We start from the raw sequence: 15,804 nt of genomic DNA, 5'->3' as shown, positions 1-15,804 counted from the left end.
CGTGGCACGTCGTCCGCAACGTTTTACTGAAGATGATTTTGAATCTTTAGAAGGGCGTGCAAGTAAAACCGAACAGAAAAAAGCTGTACAACGTATGGCTGCTTTAGGTGAACAACTCGCAGAGTTGTCGAAGAAACAAATTGAATCTTTACCTGTTGAAGATCGGTTGATAGAGGCTTTGCTTGATGTGCAATTGATCACATCTTTTGAAGCACGTCGCCGTCAATTTCAACGGATTGGTAAGCTTTTGCGTAATGAAGATGAAGCCATCATTTTGTCTTATTTAACCCCTAAGCAAGGGATTAAAAAGTTGGCGCAATTGGATCGTTGGGTGGATCGAATGATTGAGCAGCGTGACCCTGCAATTAAAGAATTCTGTAAATCTTATAATGCTGCTGAAAGTCATTCTTTACGTCAGCATGTATTGCGTATTCATCGGGATATCACCCGTCAAGCCACCGCTGAAGAATTAGCGGCTTCTAAACTTAAGTTATTAAATTATGCCCAACAAGTGGCTTTGATTTCGGATAATTCCAAGTAAATTATTGTGGCAAATAAAAAACGACCCAACAGGGTCGTTTTTTATATTTAGCCAAGATATGAATTAAACTTTTGATGGTATCATGGGAATGTTATCGCCTGATTTAAACTCTGGCTGGAATTTAACAACACATTTACCATCGATGATTTTATCATCCAGTTTTACTTGGATTGCCTTACCATCAGTCTGGCCTGCACATGATTTTTGAATCGCATCCCACTTCGCTTTACGTTCTGCACGTTTTTGGGCAAATTCTTGCTTAATTTGAGCACGTTGTTCTTCGGTCATGTCTTTCATACGGGGGCCGTCATGACGCATCATATGACCACGTTGTTCTCCATCACGACGGAAATCCTGATTCATCTCTTTCATCGCCTTGTGATCAGGCTTGAATACGATATTACATGTACCATTAATATTTTGCTGACCTGCTGTCACCTGAACCGTTTGACCAATTGCTTTGCCATCACAGGCTTTTTGCATTTGTTGGCGTAACGCTTTATGTTGAGCACGTTTCTGTTTCATTTCTTCACGTTGTTCAGGTGACATTTTATGATGCCCACCATGCATCATCGGGTGGCCCTCTTTTGGACCTGGATTAGATTGACAGGCAGTCAAAGCCCCTACAGTTAAAATACTTGCCGATACCAGTGCGATTTTTGTCATAGCTTTCATTGTTACTACTCCAATGAATATTTTGTGTTGTGTTCTGTTGATACCGTAAAGATTAAATAATAATGATGTAGAAACAATGGAGAGAATTTTGAACAACTGTTGGGTACAATGTTGAAATGAGAAGAAAAACGTGAGATCAGTTTTGAAAATACGTCGAGTCCCCATTGCACTGCGCTTATTTCTCACCGTTTTATTGACGACATTAGTCATTACAACGGTGAGCTTAAGTGTTTTGCACTGGACCATGCAAAAGAATTTTGCCAAATATGTCGCAGATGTCGAAATGCAAAAACTTGATCATCTGATAGAAAATTTGGCAGATGTATATGGGGTCTATCAAGACTGGGGTAATGCGGTTCAAGCACAGATTTTACAAATTGAAGGCGATGCTGCTCCTGATGATTATGATAAGTTGTCACGCTGGTGGCTACGTCGTCAATATGATATTGCTTTACAACAGCGCTATTTTAAAGAACATACGATAGTAGCGACTTTGGGACAAACAGATGGTGCAGTTCATAAGTCTCAGCTGGATCAAGAAGAACTAAAAATTCTTGAAGAGAATTTACCCTCAGCTTATCAGCCATTTGAAGGTTTGAAGTTTCCACTGAGCTCAAATCAAAATTTATTTAGACCCTCTGATCGTAAAGGAAAAAAATCATCTATAGACAAAGGACATCTTTCAGCGGGTCGTGAAGAAGCAGCTTCAGCACCTAAAGAAACGTCAACGAGAGATTCAATGCGGACTGTAAATCCACAGAATGGCAAAAAGATATTTGTATCATTGCCTGACCGCTTAGGACTCAGTTCACGCCTTTCATTATATGATGCAAAACAACAGTTTATTTTGGGTGAACCTTCTGATGATCAGGTTTCTTATCGTCCGATTTTGGTCAATGATCAGGTGGTAGGGTATCTAGGTTTAAAACCAGTTTTAGATCAGGATGATGCATTGAGTATTAACTTTTTTAGTAATCAAAAACGTTATTTAGTACTGATCTATATCTTCACATTCTTATCAAGCTTGGTTGCAGCCTTGTTATTGGCGACTTATTTTAAAACACCGATTCAACGTTTATTGAACGCAACTCGTGAATTAACCAAAGGTAACTACCAGCATCAAGTGGTGATTAACCGCAATGATGAATTAGGAGACTTGTCTACTGAGTTAAATCAGTTGGCTGTCATTCTCGACCAGCATGAAACATCACGCCGTCAATGGGTTGCAGATACTTCACATGAGTTAAAAACACCATTGGCAGTATTGCAGGCACAAATTGAAGCCATGCAAGATGGGATTCGAAAGCCCACACCAGAACATTTTGAAGCGATGTTACGTCAAGTCACAAGCTTGAAAAAATTGACACAGGATCTAGCGGATTTAGCCCAAGCTGAAGCACAACAATTGAAATGCTACTTTGCAGAAGTTGATCCTTGGTCCGTCATTTTACAGGAAATAGAGAATTTTAAACCTAAATTTGAACAGGCTGATTTAACAATTTCAGCCAGAGGTGAGGGGGCAAAATTACAATTAGATATAGATCGTTTTAAGCAAATTATGGTCAACTTACTTGGAAATAGTATTCGTTATACTGAAGCAGGCGGTGAAGTTCAAGTCCATACAGAGCAAGATGCAGATTCATGGAGTGTGATCGTAGATGATAGCCCATTGGGTCTGAGTGATGAACAGATTGCACGCTTGGGAGAACGCTTCTATCGTGTGGATAATTCACGTACACGTAGTACAGGTGGTACAGGATTGGGCTTGGCTTTATCAGGTAAAATTGCACAAACACTCGGTGGTCAGCTTACTTTTGATCATTCGCCATTAGGCGGTTTGCGTTGCAAACTGACATTTTCAAAACATACTAAATTTTAAAAGGAATAGTACAACATGAAGCATATCATGCTGGTAGAGGATGAAGTTGAACTTGCGCAATTGGTGCGGGATTATCTAGAAGCAGCGGGCTTTGAAGTCAGTATGTTTCATGATGGTCAAGAAGCTTATGACAGCTTCCTGCAACGTAAGCCGAGTTTAATGGTATTGGATTTGATGGTCCCGCGTATGGATGGTTTGACCATTTGCCGTAAAGTGCGTGAGCAAACCGACTTACCGATTATCATGGTGACTGCACGAACAGAAGAAATCGATCGTGTCTTGGGTTTAAATATGGGAGCAGATGACTATGTCTGTAAACCTTTTAGCCCAAAAGAGTTGGTGGCACGTGTACAAGCGGTATTACGCCGTTTAGAACGTAAAGCTGAACCTGAAGCCAATGACTTATTTCGTATTGATAAAGCACAACAACGTATCTGGTATCAACAAAAATCGTTGAATTTAACGCCAACTGAATTCCGCCTTTTAGAGCTTTTCCTCGAACATTTGGGACAAGTCTATTCTAGAGCGCAACTTTTAGACCATATCAACCCAGATAGTTTTGATGTTGCTGACCGTGTTATTGATAGTCATATCAAGAACTTACGTCGTAAAATATCTGAGGCTGCTGAAACTGGAAATCGTCATGAATGGGTACAAGCTGTTTATGGCGTAGGCTATCGTTTTGAATATCCAGAAGATTAAGTTTTCAACATTTTAAGTTCACCATTGTGGATAAACACAGGTTTATCCACAGATATTGTGGGTAAATGTTTATAAATGTAAAAATTTATGTTTGAAAAATAAGCATATAACTTATGGTTATCGATAGATGCTGACTTGACTGAATCAGGTATAGACAGGTCTGTTGATCTAAACCTGTAATTCAAAGCTACTATCAAATGCAGTTATCAAAAGACCGCTAATTATTTAATCTGTTGATAAACCGCCAATACCTGCTTTTGAGCTTTGGTTAGACTCTTGGCCACTAGCTCATAAGAGCCTTCAACTAAGTCTTGAATCAAATCAGCACTGATCTGTTCACCTTCATAGACTGAAATCCAATGACGTTTATTCATATGATAGCCCATCTGAATCGAGGGGTAGAGATCTCTTAACATTTCGCCATGATCAGGTTCAACTTTTAAATTAATTAGTTTTTTGCCATGCAGTTCAGAGCCTAACATAAACATTTTTCCCACCACCTTAAAAACAGGAATATCCTCACCAAAAGGGTAGCTAAGTTCGGATTTAGGCAAATCTGATGCAATCTTAAATGCTAAAGTTCGGATTTCTTCACCTGTCATCACTGTCTCTTTTTAAAATATTCTTTATGAATAAATGCTAATCACTGTTCCATCATCGACCAGCTTCCAAATTTCATCCATATCTATATTTCTAACGGCAATACACCCCCATGTCCAGTCATTTCTAGGTAAGTACGTCATTAAACTAGGGAGTTTTTCCATTTGTGAGCGTGTTGCTGAACCATGAATCATAATGTCGCCACCAGGAGAAACGCCGAGTTGGTTGGCTTTAGATTTATCCTGTTGGTTTGGATAGGACACATGCAGCGATTTATAAAATGCACTATTAGGATTACGCCAATCTAAAATATAACGACCTTCAGGGGTTTTTCCATCACCCTCTTTAACCTTATGTCCAATAGGATCAAAACCTAAGCGCATTGGATATGTTCGTATGTCTTGATCATGATGCATGAGTTTAACAATACGATCTGATTTATAAACTTTAACTTCGGTGATTGGCGTGTCTTGACGGAGACGTTGAATGTCTTGCTCAGATAAATTCTGCACGTGTATGGCAGCATTTGCCGTTGGAATAAATTGATTATATTTTTGATAAGTCCAGACACTTGCTATAGCTATAGCCAAAAGAATCAAGCATGGAATGAGGTATTTTTTATTCATTTTAGAATACTAATGTTGTAAAACCCTGTATTGCCTAAATTTTATTCACTCTAAAGACAAAAGCTGTAGTTAATTTGTGATTATGGATTTATCCTGTGGATAAACACAAGTTTATCCACAGAAATTGTGGGTAACTATGATGAGTCAGATCAAAGAAAGTGATTCGGCAATTTATTTGATCAAGACGAACAACTCACCATTACTTCAGGAACATCACTTGGTAAAGGTGCTAAGTCTTTGGCTGTTTCTAAATCCCTTTGTTTGGTAAAGGGCTGACCAAGCAATTTAAATAGACGATCAACCTCAGAAAAATCATCACATTCAGCCTGTTCAATGGCTGTTTGTAGCATATGATTTCTTAAAATATAGACTGGATTGGCCTTTTTCATTTCCGCATCAAGTACATCAATATCTTGCTGCTCACGAATACTGTGATATTGCGTCAAGAAGCTTTCAAATTGAAAGCGATCTAGGCAATCATCTTTAATAGCTTCATATTCTTTATTCTGTAAGCGAAGAAAACTGTTGGTATAGTCGAGTTGCTCACTTTGTAGAATTCTTAAAAATGCCATACCGCAATCAAAACTATCTTTATGGAAGGCAGGTAGTCCAAGTTTTTGGCATAGCCCATGGGTATAATGTTCTAGAAAGGTCGGTTCAAAATGCTCTAAACATTTGACGAGGTCTTGCTTAAATTGTTCTTTATTTTCTGCTTGTGCTAGTGGAATTAAATTGTTTAACCAATTCCATAAGTTCCAATGTGCAATACTCGGTTGGTTTTGGTAGGTATAACGGCCATTGTAATCACTATGATTGTTGATCCAATTGGGACGGAAACGCTCCATAAAACCATAAGGGCCAAAATCAAGGGTAGAACCTGTAATATTGAGATTATCCGTATTCATAACACCATGAGCAAAACCCACCAATTGCCATTTGGCGATCATGATCGCAGTGTTTTGCATCACTTGCGTTGCAAATGCTAAAACAGTGTCTTCAAACTTTTGTTGTTCAGTACTCAAACATTGTGGATAGTGCCATTCAATACATTTTTGGGTAAATTCAGTGAGTAACTCAGGCTGATATTGATTGATCCATTCAAAATGCCCTAAACGGATGTGGCAATCCGAAGTGCGTAACATCATTGCACCAAGTTCAAGTTTTTCTCGTTGTACGCCTTGGGTTGAAGAGGTAAAGCCTACGGAATTGCTTGAAGGAACCCCCAGTGCATTGAGTGCATGACCCGCTAGATATTCACGAATCACAGAACGTAATACAGCACGTCCGTCTCCCATACGAGAGTAGGGAGTTGAGCCTGCGCCTTTTAAATGGAGGTCAATGGTTTGACCTTGTTGATTTAAAATTTGCGCTATCAATAGGCCACGCCCATCCCCCAATTGACCTGCCCATTGTCCAAATTGATGCCCTGCATAAACCATGGCAAGGGGATGAAATTCAGGAAAGGTTTTTTGCCCGCTACAAATCTTGACCCATTGGGTCTTTTCATCTTCAGACCATTGTAATTCATCCGCAAGTGCAGCATTAAAATGCCCAGCCTTTGCACCTTTCAGTGGGCTAGGCATTTGCTCATGATAGAGCTTTGAATCGAGAAATGGGTAACGTGGGGCAAATTGCATAGCGATCGGTCACAATGGTTTCACTTGTCCTCTCAATATAGCAAAGTTTTAAGCTGTTGAGATAATGTCGACTGTTTTAGTCGACAATAAATAGCTTTGCACCAAATGCGGTGGAAGAACGATGCGCTTCAGCTTGGTCTGCAACTTGATAACTCATCCCTGCTTTTAAGGTAAAGGTACGTCCATCATCGAGTTCAGTGTCCAATTCACCTTCTAAGCAAAACAGGATATGACCTTTAAGACACCAGTGGTCAGCCAAATAATCTACAGAATATTCGACCATTCGCACTCGAATATTATCAAATTGTTGTGTGCGCCAAAGCGCAAAACCTTGCTCACCCTCATGACGCGTTGTTGGAACTTCTGACCAGTTGGTAATGCCAAAGGGGATGTTATTAATTTGCATACTATTTTCTCTCAATATTATCAGTAGGAATGTCTGTAAAAACTGGATAAAAGAAAAGCCCCTTTCGGAGCTTTGCTTTTGATGTGTATTGAGAGTTAAGAAACAACGTTCTTTTTGATTCCACGCATCAATGTTTCTAAACGTTCACGATGGAAAGCAAGTTTCTGTTCGACCAATTGGAAATCAACTTTGAGTTTGACATCCATTTGGTGAATTTTCTCAGCAACAGATGCTTTTTTCGCTTGTAGCTCTTGTTCTTTTAACGCAGCCCAATCATTTAATGTATTGGTGAATGCTTCATATTCTTGCGATACTTTTTGTTTCATCGCGATAATATCTGCATTGACGTTATGACCATAAATCGCTAAATCCTGTTCAGCATATTTAAATCTCATCGCCAATTCCGCTTTTTTGATATTAAAGCTTGGGATACGACGTAGGTTCTTGGCTAAACCGATTTTAGAGCAGGACCAAATCAACCATTTTGTTGGATCATATTGCCACCATTTCACACCATTACGATAATCGTATTGGAAAATATGGTGATAGTTATGATAACCCTCGCCCCATGTTGCAATGGCAAGAACAAAGTTATCTCGTGCAGTATTTTCGTCAGTATAAGGACGTTTGCCCCACATATGACAGAGTGAGTTGATAAAGAATGTTACATGGTGGCTAATAATTAAGCGGAGTAAACCACCTAAGAGTAGTACACCCCACATGTCACCTACAGCCCACCCCAGAGGAACTAAAATCGCAGCATGTACGACAATAACAAGTGGGACATAATACTTGTCTTGGAACATAACCACTTTGTCATTCAACAAATCAGGTGCATTTTTATAATTTGATTCAGAAGCGGGATAGTTACGTAACATCCAGCCAATATGAGCATACCAAAAACCATTGTTAATCGAATACGGATCTTGATCCACATCATCCACATGGCGGTGATGTGTACGGTGACCAGAAGCCCAGAACAAAATACTGTTTTGAACAGCAAAAGTTCCCATGATCATCAAAATGATTTTAAGTGGTAAAGTCGCTTCGTATGCACGATGTGCCCACAAGCGATGATAACCTGCAGTAATACCTAAACTACTGAGACCGAGTAAAACGAATAAACTAATCCAAGCTGCCGCACTAAAATCATGGTGGTAGGCATATAAAGGGATCGCAATTACTGCCACAAGGGGTAAAAACACCAAGGCAAAAACACCGATCCAATTTATTGGGGCTTTGGGTAGGGGAGCATTCATCTCCAACAGCACTCCTAAGAACCTTTATCAGGTAAAGTTAAACGCATAGCTTCAGCATTTTTCTAGGCTATACTTTCACAGATATTATCATGGGCGAACATGTGTTCACTAGTATTAGTGTACATCTGTATTGTATAAAACAGTAACAGAATAAAACATGAATTCTAGCGGTTTGATCGAAAAAAATGAATGGTTAAAACGTCGTATTTAAATGTCAAAATAGTGTAAGAATTTTTCTGTCTTATCCAATTTGATTTTTAAGGGTTTAGACGCTTGATTCTCAAGTTAAATTTTAATTTTTGAAACCCTCTAAAGTTCAAAATAAAATTCTACTTTATTGTGTTATTAAATGGATTTGAGTTATTGAATTTGTGCTAAGGCAAGCTGCATCATTTTGGGGAAATCTGTAATTAATCCATTGATCCCCAAATCTCTTAAATGCTTAGCGCGCTCAATATCATTGACGGTCCAAACACTGATGTCCAAACCTGCACGCTGGGTTGCTTGAATGAGCTCATCTGTTGCTAATTGATTCATCCATCCAATCTGGCAGCATCCCAGTTGTAATGCTTGTTCGATTGCACGTTGTTGGATGTCATCTTCAATCAGTAGACCACGTTTAAAACTTGAGTTTTGCTGTTGTAAGGCTTGATGTATTTTTAAATCAAAACTGGTAATCGCCGCAACATTTTCAAAACTTTGCAGTTGTTTTTGTAATTCGATGATGAGTTTTTCAGCGTGTTGCAATGTTTCTACAGCTTTCACTTCAACTTCAATATGCTCAAAGTCCTGCATAACCTTTAGGCTTTGGCTTAAGGTTGGGGTAATTTGTTTTTCCCAATCCATCCAGATATTGGCTTGGTTATAGGCCGCTAATTCAGCGCTGTTTAAATCATACAGTGCTTGATCTATTCCAGTTGTTCTTAAAAAATTATCATCATGCATGATAATGAGTTCATCATCTTTTAATTGTCGAACATCGAATTCAACTGCACGGATACCTAAATCGTGAATATATTGAAATCCAGCTAAGGTATTTTCAGGTGCTTCACCACGTGCGCCACGATGTCCGATAATTCTCATAATGAACTCACATACTCATTTTCATCTGTCTGGTAATCGTTTAAGTCTTACTTTTAGCAATAACTTGACTTTATCATACTGTTAAAAAATTACTTTTAGACAGTGATTTATCGTTAAATCGTGTCATTAATGTTCTTTTGCCAAAGTACTTCACTACCACCTTCTGCGCGTTGTAAGGTGCGTGAAGCAACAAAAAACCAGTCGGATAATCTGTTGATTAATTGTAGAGTAGTTGCTTGAATATTTTGATCACGACTGTGTACAGTCATTAAGCTACGTTCTGCACGACGACATACAGCACGTGCTTGATGTGCATAACTACATGCTAAAGTTCCAGAGGGTAGAATAAAGTCTTTGAGCATTGGTAAGTCTTCATTCATTTTGTCGATTTCCTTTTCAAGGAATTCAACACAAACAGGTTGGAGTAAGTTGTAGTTGGGAATACAGACTTCACCACCCAAATCAAATAGCCAGTGTTGAATCAAGCTCAGTGATTTATCCCAATGGGCTTTATCAACGATGTTACTCATTGAAATTTGTGAACGTAATACACCAACAATAGAATTTAGTTCATCTACATCACCGAGAGCGGTAATACGTAAGTCATCTTTCGCTACGCGAGAACCGTCTCCTAATCCTGTGGTGCCTGAATCGCCTGTACGGGTATAAATTTTACTTAAACGATGTCCCATAATTTTGTCCTAGATAAAAATGAAAAGATAAAGAATAAAAAAGGATAATGTCGGTCAAAACATTATCCATAAACTGCGCTGTTTTAGATATTTTTTTGGGTGTCGCTTTTAGTAGCGGAAAGTTACCCCAGCAGATGCAAGTCGACCACCGTTGATATAGTAAACACCACTACCGTTATATGCTGTCTTATAATTAACATCACCAATGTTTTCAATATTGGTAAAGAGTTTAATCATTGGAGTCGCTTGCCAGTAAGCATTGACATTAGTACTAACATAACCAGGCGTTGTGGTTGGTGTGGTCGATGGATAATCTGCAAAATCTTTTGAATTAGATTTTGCGACGACAGATGCAGAAATACCATATACGCCATCATCCCAACCTGTAGTTAGAGTTAAACTTTGGCGTGGTCGGCGAGTCAAATCTTTTTTAGTTTCATCATCTTTTGCTTGAACATAAGCATAAGTTGTAGTTAAAAAGAGTTTATCTTGTTGCCATTTAAATGAAGCTTCACCACCAGTAAAGTTTGCTTTATTTACGTTAACTAATTTACCCGCCTGATAACTAATCAGGTTGTCTACTTTATTGCGATAGATAGATAAACCTAAATCAATATTATGATTGAGTTTTTGATCGACACCGATTTCATAAGAAAAGCTTTCTTCTGGTTTTAAATCAGGATTTGCTCCCCAAGAAATTGCATATAAATCATTGGTTGTTGGTGCACGAAAAGCTGATCCCACATTTGCATAGATGCTTGTAAGTGGTAAAACTTGATAACGGACAGCACCTTGACCCACTGTGTGTGTACCAAACTTATCGTTGTCTTCTACACGAATACCGACTTGAGTTTCTAGACCATTGTGTTGATATTGATGCTGTGCAAAATAGCCAATAGTATCTACAGATTCTTTGTATTTAACATCTTGTCCGCCAAACAGATTTTTCGAATAAACATCACCTTTAATATCTTTAAAGGTTGAGCCGAATAAAATGTTTTGAGCAGGTGTCATTTGCCATTTTGTATAGAGCTCAGCTTCTTTGGTTGTACTATGTACATAATCTGGAGAACTATTTTGCTCAATATTGTCTTTAAATTGCGAAAGTCGGGCATGAAGTGCGACATTATCTAAAATATCGACTCGACCTTTTACATTAATGATTTCGTTTTTAAAATCTTGAGAAACAAGATTACCGTAATTGTCATAATCGCTATAGCCTTGATTTTCACTATAATCGACTGAGGCTGCATAGCGCTCTTTTTCAACACCTATTTTGGCACTATAACCCTTTTGATCAAAACTTGCTTTCTTGTTGTTTTTTGCATCTGTTACAGGAGTACCATCAGTTTCTAGGCGTTGTCCGCGAACTTGGGCATAGAAACCATCTTGAGCAAGATCAGCCCCAATCACTGCCTTATAGGTGTTATTTTCACCCATTTCACCAGTAACAAAAGCGCCTGTTTTTTCAGGTGTTTTGGAAATCAGCTGAACTACACCACCAATCGCATCGGCACCATATAAAACTGAAGCAGGTCCTTTTAATACTTCAATTTGTTTAATATCTGTTGTATCAATAAAAGGTAAAGATGCTGCACCAGCAGTATTTGAGTTTAAGCGAACGCCATCTCTTAAAAGTAAAGTATGGTTAGAGTTTGTACCACGTAAGAAAATAGCAGCTGTTTGTCCATAGCCACCGCTTTGTACCATATTGATAGAAGCATCGTTCTGTAACAGTTGCGGTAAAGATGCTATTGGTGATTGTTCAAGAATCTTCGGCTCAATAATATTGATTCGAGCAGGAACTTCACTGATTTTTTGCTCAGTACGAGATGCTGTGACAACGATTGTATCGAGTTTCGAATTTGCTTCTGAATTTGAAGAAGTATCTGCAAAAGCAGTAGAAGATAACCCCATCGCAATAGCGACAGCACCTACAAGTGCAGTAGGTTTAAAAATAACAGACATGATATGCTCCATACATTCACTCCCCGTGAATGATTGAGTTTAAGGGCACAACAAGTTGGTATCCGGACTTAAATATAGAACCTAACGTGATTCAGATTATTCCACCTTCCCACAAAACATTGCAGTGGTGTAAGCCTTTTGACTTATAAAGAATAATATTTTCATTTTACCGTTGCGGGGGCAGTGTTGGATTTTCACCAACTTCCCAAAGCCTTAAGCTAGACTTGTTGCATTTGTGTGCAGTATAAAGTTTGTTTAGTGTATAAACAATGTAAAACAGATAATCCTATTGAACTTTAACGCAAGTGAATAAATTTGCTTTACAATGATTTGCTTAAAATACTGAAAAAATCAGTTTGATCTGAACAAATTCGAGTTCAAAGCTATGCGTACCCGTGCCAAAATTTGTGGGATTACACGACCCCAAGATATCCAAGCTGCTGTACAAGCAGGTGTAGATGCGATTGGTTTTGTGTTTTATGAACCTAGTCCACGTTATGTCACGATTGAATTGGCTCAGCAATTGGCACAACTGATCCCACCGTATATCAACATTGTTGGATTATTTGTCAATGCCAGTGCACAAAACATTGCACAAGTATTAGAGCAGGTGCCTTTGGATATCATTCAGTTTCATGGTGATGAAACCGCACAACAATGTCAGCAGATCGCACAGTATAATAAGCGTCGTTGGTATAAAGCGATTCAGATTAAACCCGATGCAAAAAATTCAGATATTATTACGACAATTCAGCAATACCAACAGGCTGGCGCAAGTGCTATGCTTTTAGATGCATGGCATCCTGAACTGAAAGGAGGGACTGGACACAGTTTTGACTGGTCTCAATTCCCTAAACTCGATATTGCTTTAATTTTGGCAGGTGGTTTAAAACCTGAAAATATTGAAGACGCTATACAAACGACTCAAGCGTATGCAGTCGATGTCAGCGGAGGCGTAGAATCCGCAAAAGGTATCAAAGACCAACAACTCGTAGAACGATTTATGCAAGGAGTCCAACGTGGATCAGCAAAGTAATCAACAAAATAGTGTGATTGACTATACCCAATTCCCAGATCAAAACGGGCATTTCGGTATCCATGGCGGACGTTTTGTGTCAGAAACTTTAATGGCAGCTTTAGAGGATTTAGAGAAACTCTATTTCCGTATGAAAGATGATGCGCAGTTTCTGGCAGAATTCGACCGTGATCTCGCTTATTATGTCGGACGTCCTAGTCCGCTTTACTATGCTGAGCGATGGTCGAAAGAGTTGGGTGGTGCGCAAATTTATCTTAAACGTGAAGACTTAAATCATACAGGCTCACATAAGGTCAATAACACCATTGGTCAGGCGCTACTTGCGAAGCTTTCTGGCAAAAAACGTATTATTGCGGAAACGGGTGCAGGTCAACATGGTGTGGCGACTGCAACAATTGCCGCGCGTTTAGGTCTTGAGTGTGTGGTATTCATGGGGGCTGAAGACGTAAAACGTCAGGCCATGAATGTCTACCGTATGCGTTTACTTGGTGCAACAGTTGTACCTGTAGAAAGTGGTTCTAAAACATTAAAAGATGCCATGAACGAAGCAATGCGTGATTGGGTAACCAATGTAGATTCGACTTACTATGTGATTGGTACGGTTGCAGGTCCACATCCATATCCGCAATTGGTACGTGATTTCCAATCGATCATTGGTCGTGAAGCACGTAAACAAATTCAAGAGCAAGCAGGTCGTTTACCAGATGCTTTGGTTGCATGTGTCGGCGGTGGTTCAAATGCAATGGGCTTGTTCTATCCATTCTTAAATGATCAAGACGTCAAAATGTACGGTGTTGAAGCCGCAGGTTTAGGCATTGAAACAGGTAAACATTCAGCACCATTAAATGCAGGCCATGTTGGTGTTTTACATGGCAACCGTACTTATTTAATGTCAGATGAGCAAGGTCAGATTATTGAAACACATTCAATCTCAGCAGGCTTGGATTATCCTGGTGTGGGTCCTGAACATAGTTTCTTAAAAGACATGCATCGTGTGAATTATGTGCCAATTAATGATACAGAGGCTCTTCAAGGCTTCCGTGATTTGACTCATATTGAAGGGATTATTCCTGCATTGGAAAGTTCACATGCAATGGCTTATGTGACTAAACTCGCGCCAACAATGTCGAAGGATCAAATTATTATTGCGACGGTATCGGGTCGTGGTGACAAAGACTTAATGACTGTTGCACGTATTGATGGTGTTGAAATGGTCGAGATGTAATTCATCTTACTCGATCAATTTAAAAGCCTCTTTTATAGAGGCTTTTTTATTTCTGGACTAGACAGGATCATGGGGAAACTCTACAAAAAGCACATGGAAATCATGAGCTAAATTACCCAAAATTTAATGAAAATAATCGGTTAATTTTTTATATGCGTTTTTTACAACGGGTTCGAGCTGAACCTTTTCCTGAAAAAATTGTCTGGGGATGGAAAGACACATTTGCGATTTGTATCATCCCTTTAATTATTTTAAATGGCTTTATTTTAGAAAAAATCTTTGGAATCTCGATAGCTGTTAGTCTGGGTGATACCATTTTAAGAGGCGTGCTATTTATTTTAGTGTGCTACTTATATAAGGATATGTTGCTTACACATTGGCAAAAGTATAAACAGGCCTTTTGGCGCTCAAGTGTCTTGGTGGTGGTTGGTGCAATCGTGTTACAAGTAGTAATCACATTGACACGTCAGCTTTTACCCCTTGGGTCGAGTACACAAGAAAAAGACCTGATTGACCCTGAATATATTCCTTTTCTCAGTCTGTTGATCATTAGCTTGGGTCCACTATTAACTGCGCTTTTAGAAGATATTGTGTTTCGCTATACTTTATTGCAAAAGTTATTTATCCAAGCGTGGTTATGGCGCATTGTACTGATTATATTGAACTCTATATTATTTGGTCTGATCCATTATTATAATTTTGATGGAAATTTAATCTCGACAATCAGCTTTATGAGTGCAGGTTTATTTTTAAATCTGATCTATTTGTGGACACGCAATATTTGGCATGTATTACTCATTCATTTTTTGAATAATGCCATATTATCTGTGGGTGGGATTTTATTATTAAAACTTGTTCAAACATTAACTTAGTGACTGAATATGTCTAGTTTATTTATTGTTATGCTGGGTGGCCGTCATGCACGTGCCAATGTTGAGGTTCATGATGTGGTGCTTGCCGTGGGCGATTCGCTTGAAGAGGTTTATCCTCAATTAAAAAATGCGTGGTTTGGTGAGCAACAGGGTTTACACATCGACGCATGGCAAAAATTACAGGCTTTAGTGTTTGAAAATAAAAAATATCAAATACATTTTACTGATGCGCAACCGAATGTATCAGATCAGAAGCTTTGGCTGATTAATTTAGGCGGCTATGATGCAAATGAGTTTGGTGAGTTACACCGCTATATCCTGATTGTTGCTCAAGATGCGATTGAAGCGAAAGCCAAGGGTAAACAGTATTTTGCAGGGCATTGGCAAAAGCCACATACCGATCGAGTTTTAGAGGTAGATGATTGTCTGGCGATAGATCAGGTATATGGCCGTTATGTGCAATTGGTTGAAGTAGATTTGAATGCTGATTTTCATGCAGAGCTTGACCAAAGTGTTTGGGAGAATACCTATTTGACCATCTGAATTGTCATCGTTTGATCTGCTTAAAAGGGCGTTGTATTGCAGCCTTAAAAGATTAAGCGG

16 protein-coding genes and 1 riboswitch are annotated in these 15,804 nt (G+C 38.9%); of the genes, 7 read left to right on the top strand and 9 right to left on the bottom strand.

What is annotated here, in order from left to right:
• Position 1 precedes the first annotated feature (1 nt).
• Entirely contained in the window at positions 2 to 541 is a 540-nt protein-coding gene (gene yjgA, locus AC4CUY_RS17955) for a ribosome biogenesis factor YjgA (protein WP_004725935.1), read from the top strand.
• Between the two features lie 63 nt (positions 542 to 604).
• Here the strand turns inward: yjgA and AC4CUY_RS17950 are convergent, their stop codons facing one another.
• Entirely contained in the window at positions 605 to 1,216 is a 612-nt protein-coding gene (locus AC4CUY_RS17950) for a hypothetical protein (RefSeq protein WP_336953577.1), read from the bottom strand.
• Between the two features lie 142 nt (positions 1,217 to 1,358).
• On the opposite strand from AC4CUY_RS17950, the gene baeS reads away from it, so the two are divergent.
• Both baeS and AC4CUY_RS17940 read left to right on the top strand, forming a co-directional pair.
• Positions 1,359 to 3,095 carry a sensor histidine kinase efflux regulator BaeS gene (gene baeS / locus AC4CUY_RS17945; RefSeq protein WP_336953578.1) on the top strand — a complete coding sequence of 579 codons (1,737 nt, stop codon included), beginning with the start codon at positions 1,359 to 1,361 and terminating at the stop codon, positions 3,093 to 3,095.
• A 15-nt stretch (positions 3,096 to 3,110) separates the two neighbouring features.
• A complete protein-coding gene (locus tag AC4CUY_RS17940; RefSeq protein ID WP_004725942.1) occupies positions 3,111 to 3,797 on the top strand; it encodes a response regulator in 687 nt (228 codons plus the stop codon).
• A gap of 221 nt (positions 3,798 to 4,018) precedes the next feature.
• Here the strand turns inward: AC4CUY_RS17940 and AC4CUY_RS17935 are convergent, their stop codons facing one another.
• From AC4CUY_RS17935 to AC4CUY_RS17900, 8 genes are all read right to left on the bottom strand, one after another.
• Positions 4,019 to 4,399: an MmcQ/YjbR family DNA-binding protein gene (locus AC4CUY_RS17935; protein ID WP_336953579.1), complete on the bottom strand. Its 381-nt coding sequence runs from the start codon at positions 4,397 to 4,399 to the stop codon at positions 4,019 to 4,021.
• Between the two features lie 24 nt (positions 4,400 to 4,423).
• Positions 4,424 to 5,023, bottom strand: a complete 600-nt coding sequence (locus tag AC4CUY_RS17930) for a L,D-transpeptidase family protein (protein WP_336953580.1) — start codon at positions 5,021 to 5,023, stop codon at positions 4,424 to 4,426.
• 179 nt (positions 5,024 to 5,202) lie between these two features.
• Positions 5,203 to 6,660 (bottom strand): protein adenylyltransferase SelO, encoded by a 1,458-nt coding sequence (locus AC4CUY_RS17925; RefSeq protein WP_490774529.1) that lies wholly within the window; start codon positions 6,658 to 6,660, stop codon positions 5,203 to 5,205.
• A 76-nt stretch (positions 6,661 to 6,736) separates the two neighbouring features.
• Entirely contained in the window at positions 6,737 to 7,066 is a 330-nt protein-coding gene (locus AC4CUY_RS17920; RefSeq protein ID WP_336953582.1) for a DHCW motif cupin fold protein, read from the bottom strand.
• A gap of 95 nt (positions 7,067 to 7,161) precedes the next feature.
• On the bottom strand, positions 7,162 to 8,325 hold the full coding sequence (locus AC4CUY_RS17915) for an acyl-CoA desaturase (protein ID WP_336953583.1): 1,164 nt from the start codon (positions 8,323 to 8,325) through the stop codon (positions 7,162 to 7,164).
• A 360-nt stretch (positions 8,326 to 8,685) separates the two neighbouring features.
• On the bottom strand, positions 8,686 to 9,408 hold the full coding sequence (locus tag AC4CUY_RS17910) for a glycerophosphodiester phosphodiesterase (RefSeq protein ID WP_336953584.1): 723 nt from the start codon (positions 9,406 to 9,408) through the stop codon (positions 8,686 to 8,688).
• Between the two features lie 113 nt (positions 9,409 to 9,521).
• A complete protein-coding gene (locus AC4CUY_RS17905) occupies positions 9,522 to 10,100 on the bottom strand; it encodes a cob(I)yrinic acid a,c-diamide adenosyltransferase (protein ID WP_336953585.1) in 579 nt (192 codons plus the stop codon).
• A gap of 108 nt (positions 10,101 to 10,208) precedes the next feature.
• Positions 10,209 to 12,068, bottom strand: a complete 1,860-nt coding sequence (locus AC4CUY_RS17900) for a TonB-dependent receptor plug domain-containing protein (protein ID WP_483770625.1) — start codon at positions 12,066 to 12,068, stop codon at positions 10,209 to 10,211.
• 36 nt (positions 12,069 to 12,104) lie between these two features.
• Positions 12,105 to 12,311: riboswitch (cobalamin riboswitch) on the bottom strand.
• 142 nt (positions 12,312 to 12,453) lie between these two features.
• On the opposite strand from AC4CUY_RS17900, the gene AC4CUY_RS17895 reads away from it, so the two are divergent.
• The 4 genes from AC4CUY_RS17895 to AC4CUY_RS17880 all read left to right on the top strand — a co-directional run bounded on the left by AC4CUY_RS17895 (position 12,454) and on the right by AC4CUY_RS17880 (position 15,744).
• Complete coding sequence (locus AC4CUY_RS17895; RefSeq protein WP_336953587.1) at positions 12,454 to 13,104, top strand: phosphoribosylanthranilate isomerase; 651 nt, start codon at positions 12,454 to 12,456, stop codon at positions 13,102 to 13,104.
• Positions 13,088 to 14,329 (top strand): tryptophan synthase subunit beta, encoded by a 1,242-nt coding sequence (gene trpB, locus AC4CUY_RS17890; protein WP_004725964.1) that lies wholly within the window; start codon positions 13,088 to 13,090, stop codon positions 14,327 to 14,329. Before AC4CUY_RS17895 ends, trpB begins: the two co-directional genes overlap by 17 nt.
• Before the next feature lie 152 nt (positions 14,330 to 14,481).
• Entirely contained in the window at positions 14,482 to 15,201 is a 720-nt protein-coding gene (locus AC4CUY_RS17885) for a CPBP family intramembrane glutamic endopeptidase (RefSeq protein ID WP_490774528.1), read from the top strand.
• A 9-nt stretch (positions 15,202 to 15,210) separates the two neighbouring features.
• Complete coding sequence (locus tag AC4CUY_RS17880; RefSeq protein WP_336953589.1) at positions 15,211 to 15,744, top strand: DUF1543 domain-containing protein; 534 nt, start codon at positions 15,211 to 15,213, stop codon at positions 15,742 to 15,744.
• Positions 15,745 to 15,804 lie beyond the last annotated feature (60 nt).

It is taken from the genome of Acinetobacter sp. 778_lipA, from assembly GCF_058242985.1.
This window is presented reverse-complemented; position numbering and strand designations above follow the sequence as displayed.

What these genes read in the sequence shown, in the direction of transcription:
- AC4CUY_RS17880 (WP_336953589.1), top strand. Translation starts at nt 15,211, where the DNA reads ATGTCTAGTTTATTTATTGTTATGCTGGGTGGCCGTCATGCACGTGCC.
- AC4CUY_RS17925 (WP_490774529.1), bottom strand. Translation starts at nt 6,660, where the DNA reads ATGCAATTTGCCCCACGTTACCCATTTCTCGATTCAAAGCTCTATCAT.
- AC4CUY_RS17910 (WP_336953584.1), bottom strand. Translation starts at nt 9,408, where the DNA reads ATGAGAATTATCGGACATCGTGGCGCACGTGGTGAAGCACCTGAAAAT.
- AC4CUY_RS17915 (WP_336953583.1), bottom strand. Translation starts at nt 8,325, where the DNA reads ATGAATGCTCCCCTACCCAAAGCCCCAATAAATTGGATCGGTGTTTTT.
- AC4CUY_RS17895 (WP_336953587.1), top strand. Translation starts at nt 12,454, where the DNA reads ATGCGTACCCGTGCCAAAATTTGTGGGATTACACGACCCCAAGATATC.
- AC4CUY_RS17885 (WP_490774528.1), top strand. Translation starts at nt 14,482, where the DNA reads ATGCGTTTTTTACAACGGGTTCGAGCTGAACCTTTTCCTGAAAAAATT.
- AC4CUY_RS17920 (WP_336953582.1), bottom strand. Translation starts at nt 7,066, where the DNA reads ATGCAAATTAATAACATCCCCTTTGGCATTACCAACTGGTCAGAAGTT.
- AC4CUY_RS17930 (WP_336953580.1), bottom strand. Translation starts at nt 5,023, where the DNA reads ATGAATAAAAAATACCTCATTCCATGCTTGATTCTTTTGGCTATAGCT.
- AC4CUY_RS17940 (WP_004725942.1), top strand. Translation starts at nt 3,111, where the DNA reads ATGAAGCATATCATGCTGGTAGAGGATGAAGTTGAACTTGCGCAATTG.
- AC4CUY_RS17900 (WP_483770625.1), bottom strand. Translation starts at nt 12,068, where the DNA reads ATGTCTGTTATTTTTAAACCTACTGCACTTGTAGGTGCTGTCGCTATT.
- AC4CUY_RS17935 (WP_336953579.1), bottom strand. Translation starts at nt 4,399, where the DNA reads ATGACAGGTGAAGAAATCCGAACTTTAGCATTTAAGATTGCATCAGAT.
- AC4CUY_RS17950 (WP_336953577.1), bottom strand. Translation starts at nt 1,216, where the DNA reads ATGAAAGCTATGACAAAAATCGCACTGGTATCGGCAAGTATTTTAACT.
- AC4CUY_RS17905 (WP_336953585.1), bottom strand. Translation starts at nt 10,100, where the DNA reads ATGGGACATCGTTTAAGTAAAATTTATACCCGTACAGGCGATTCAGGC.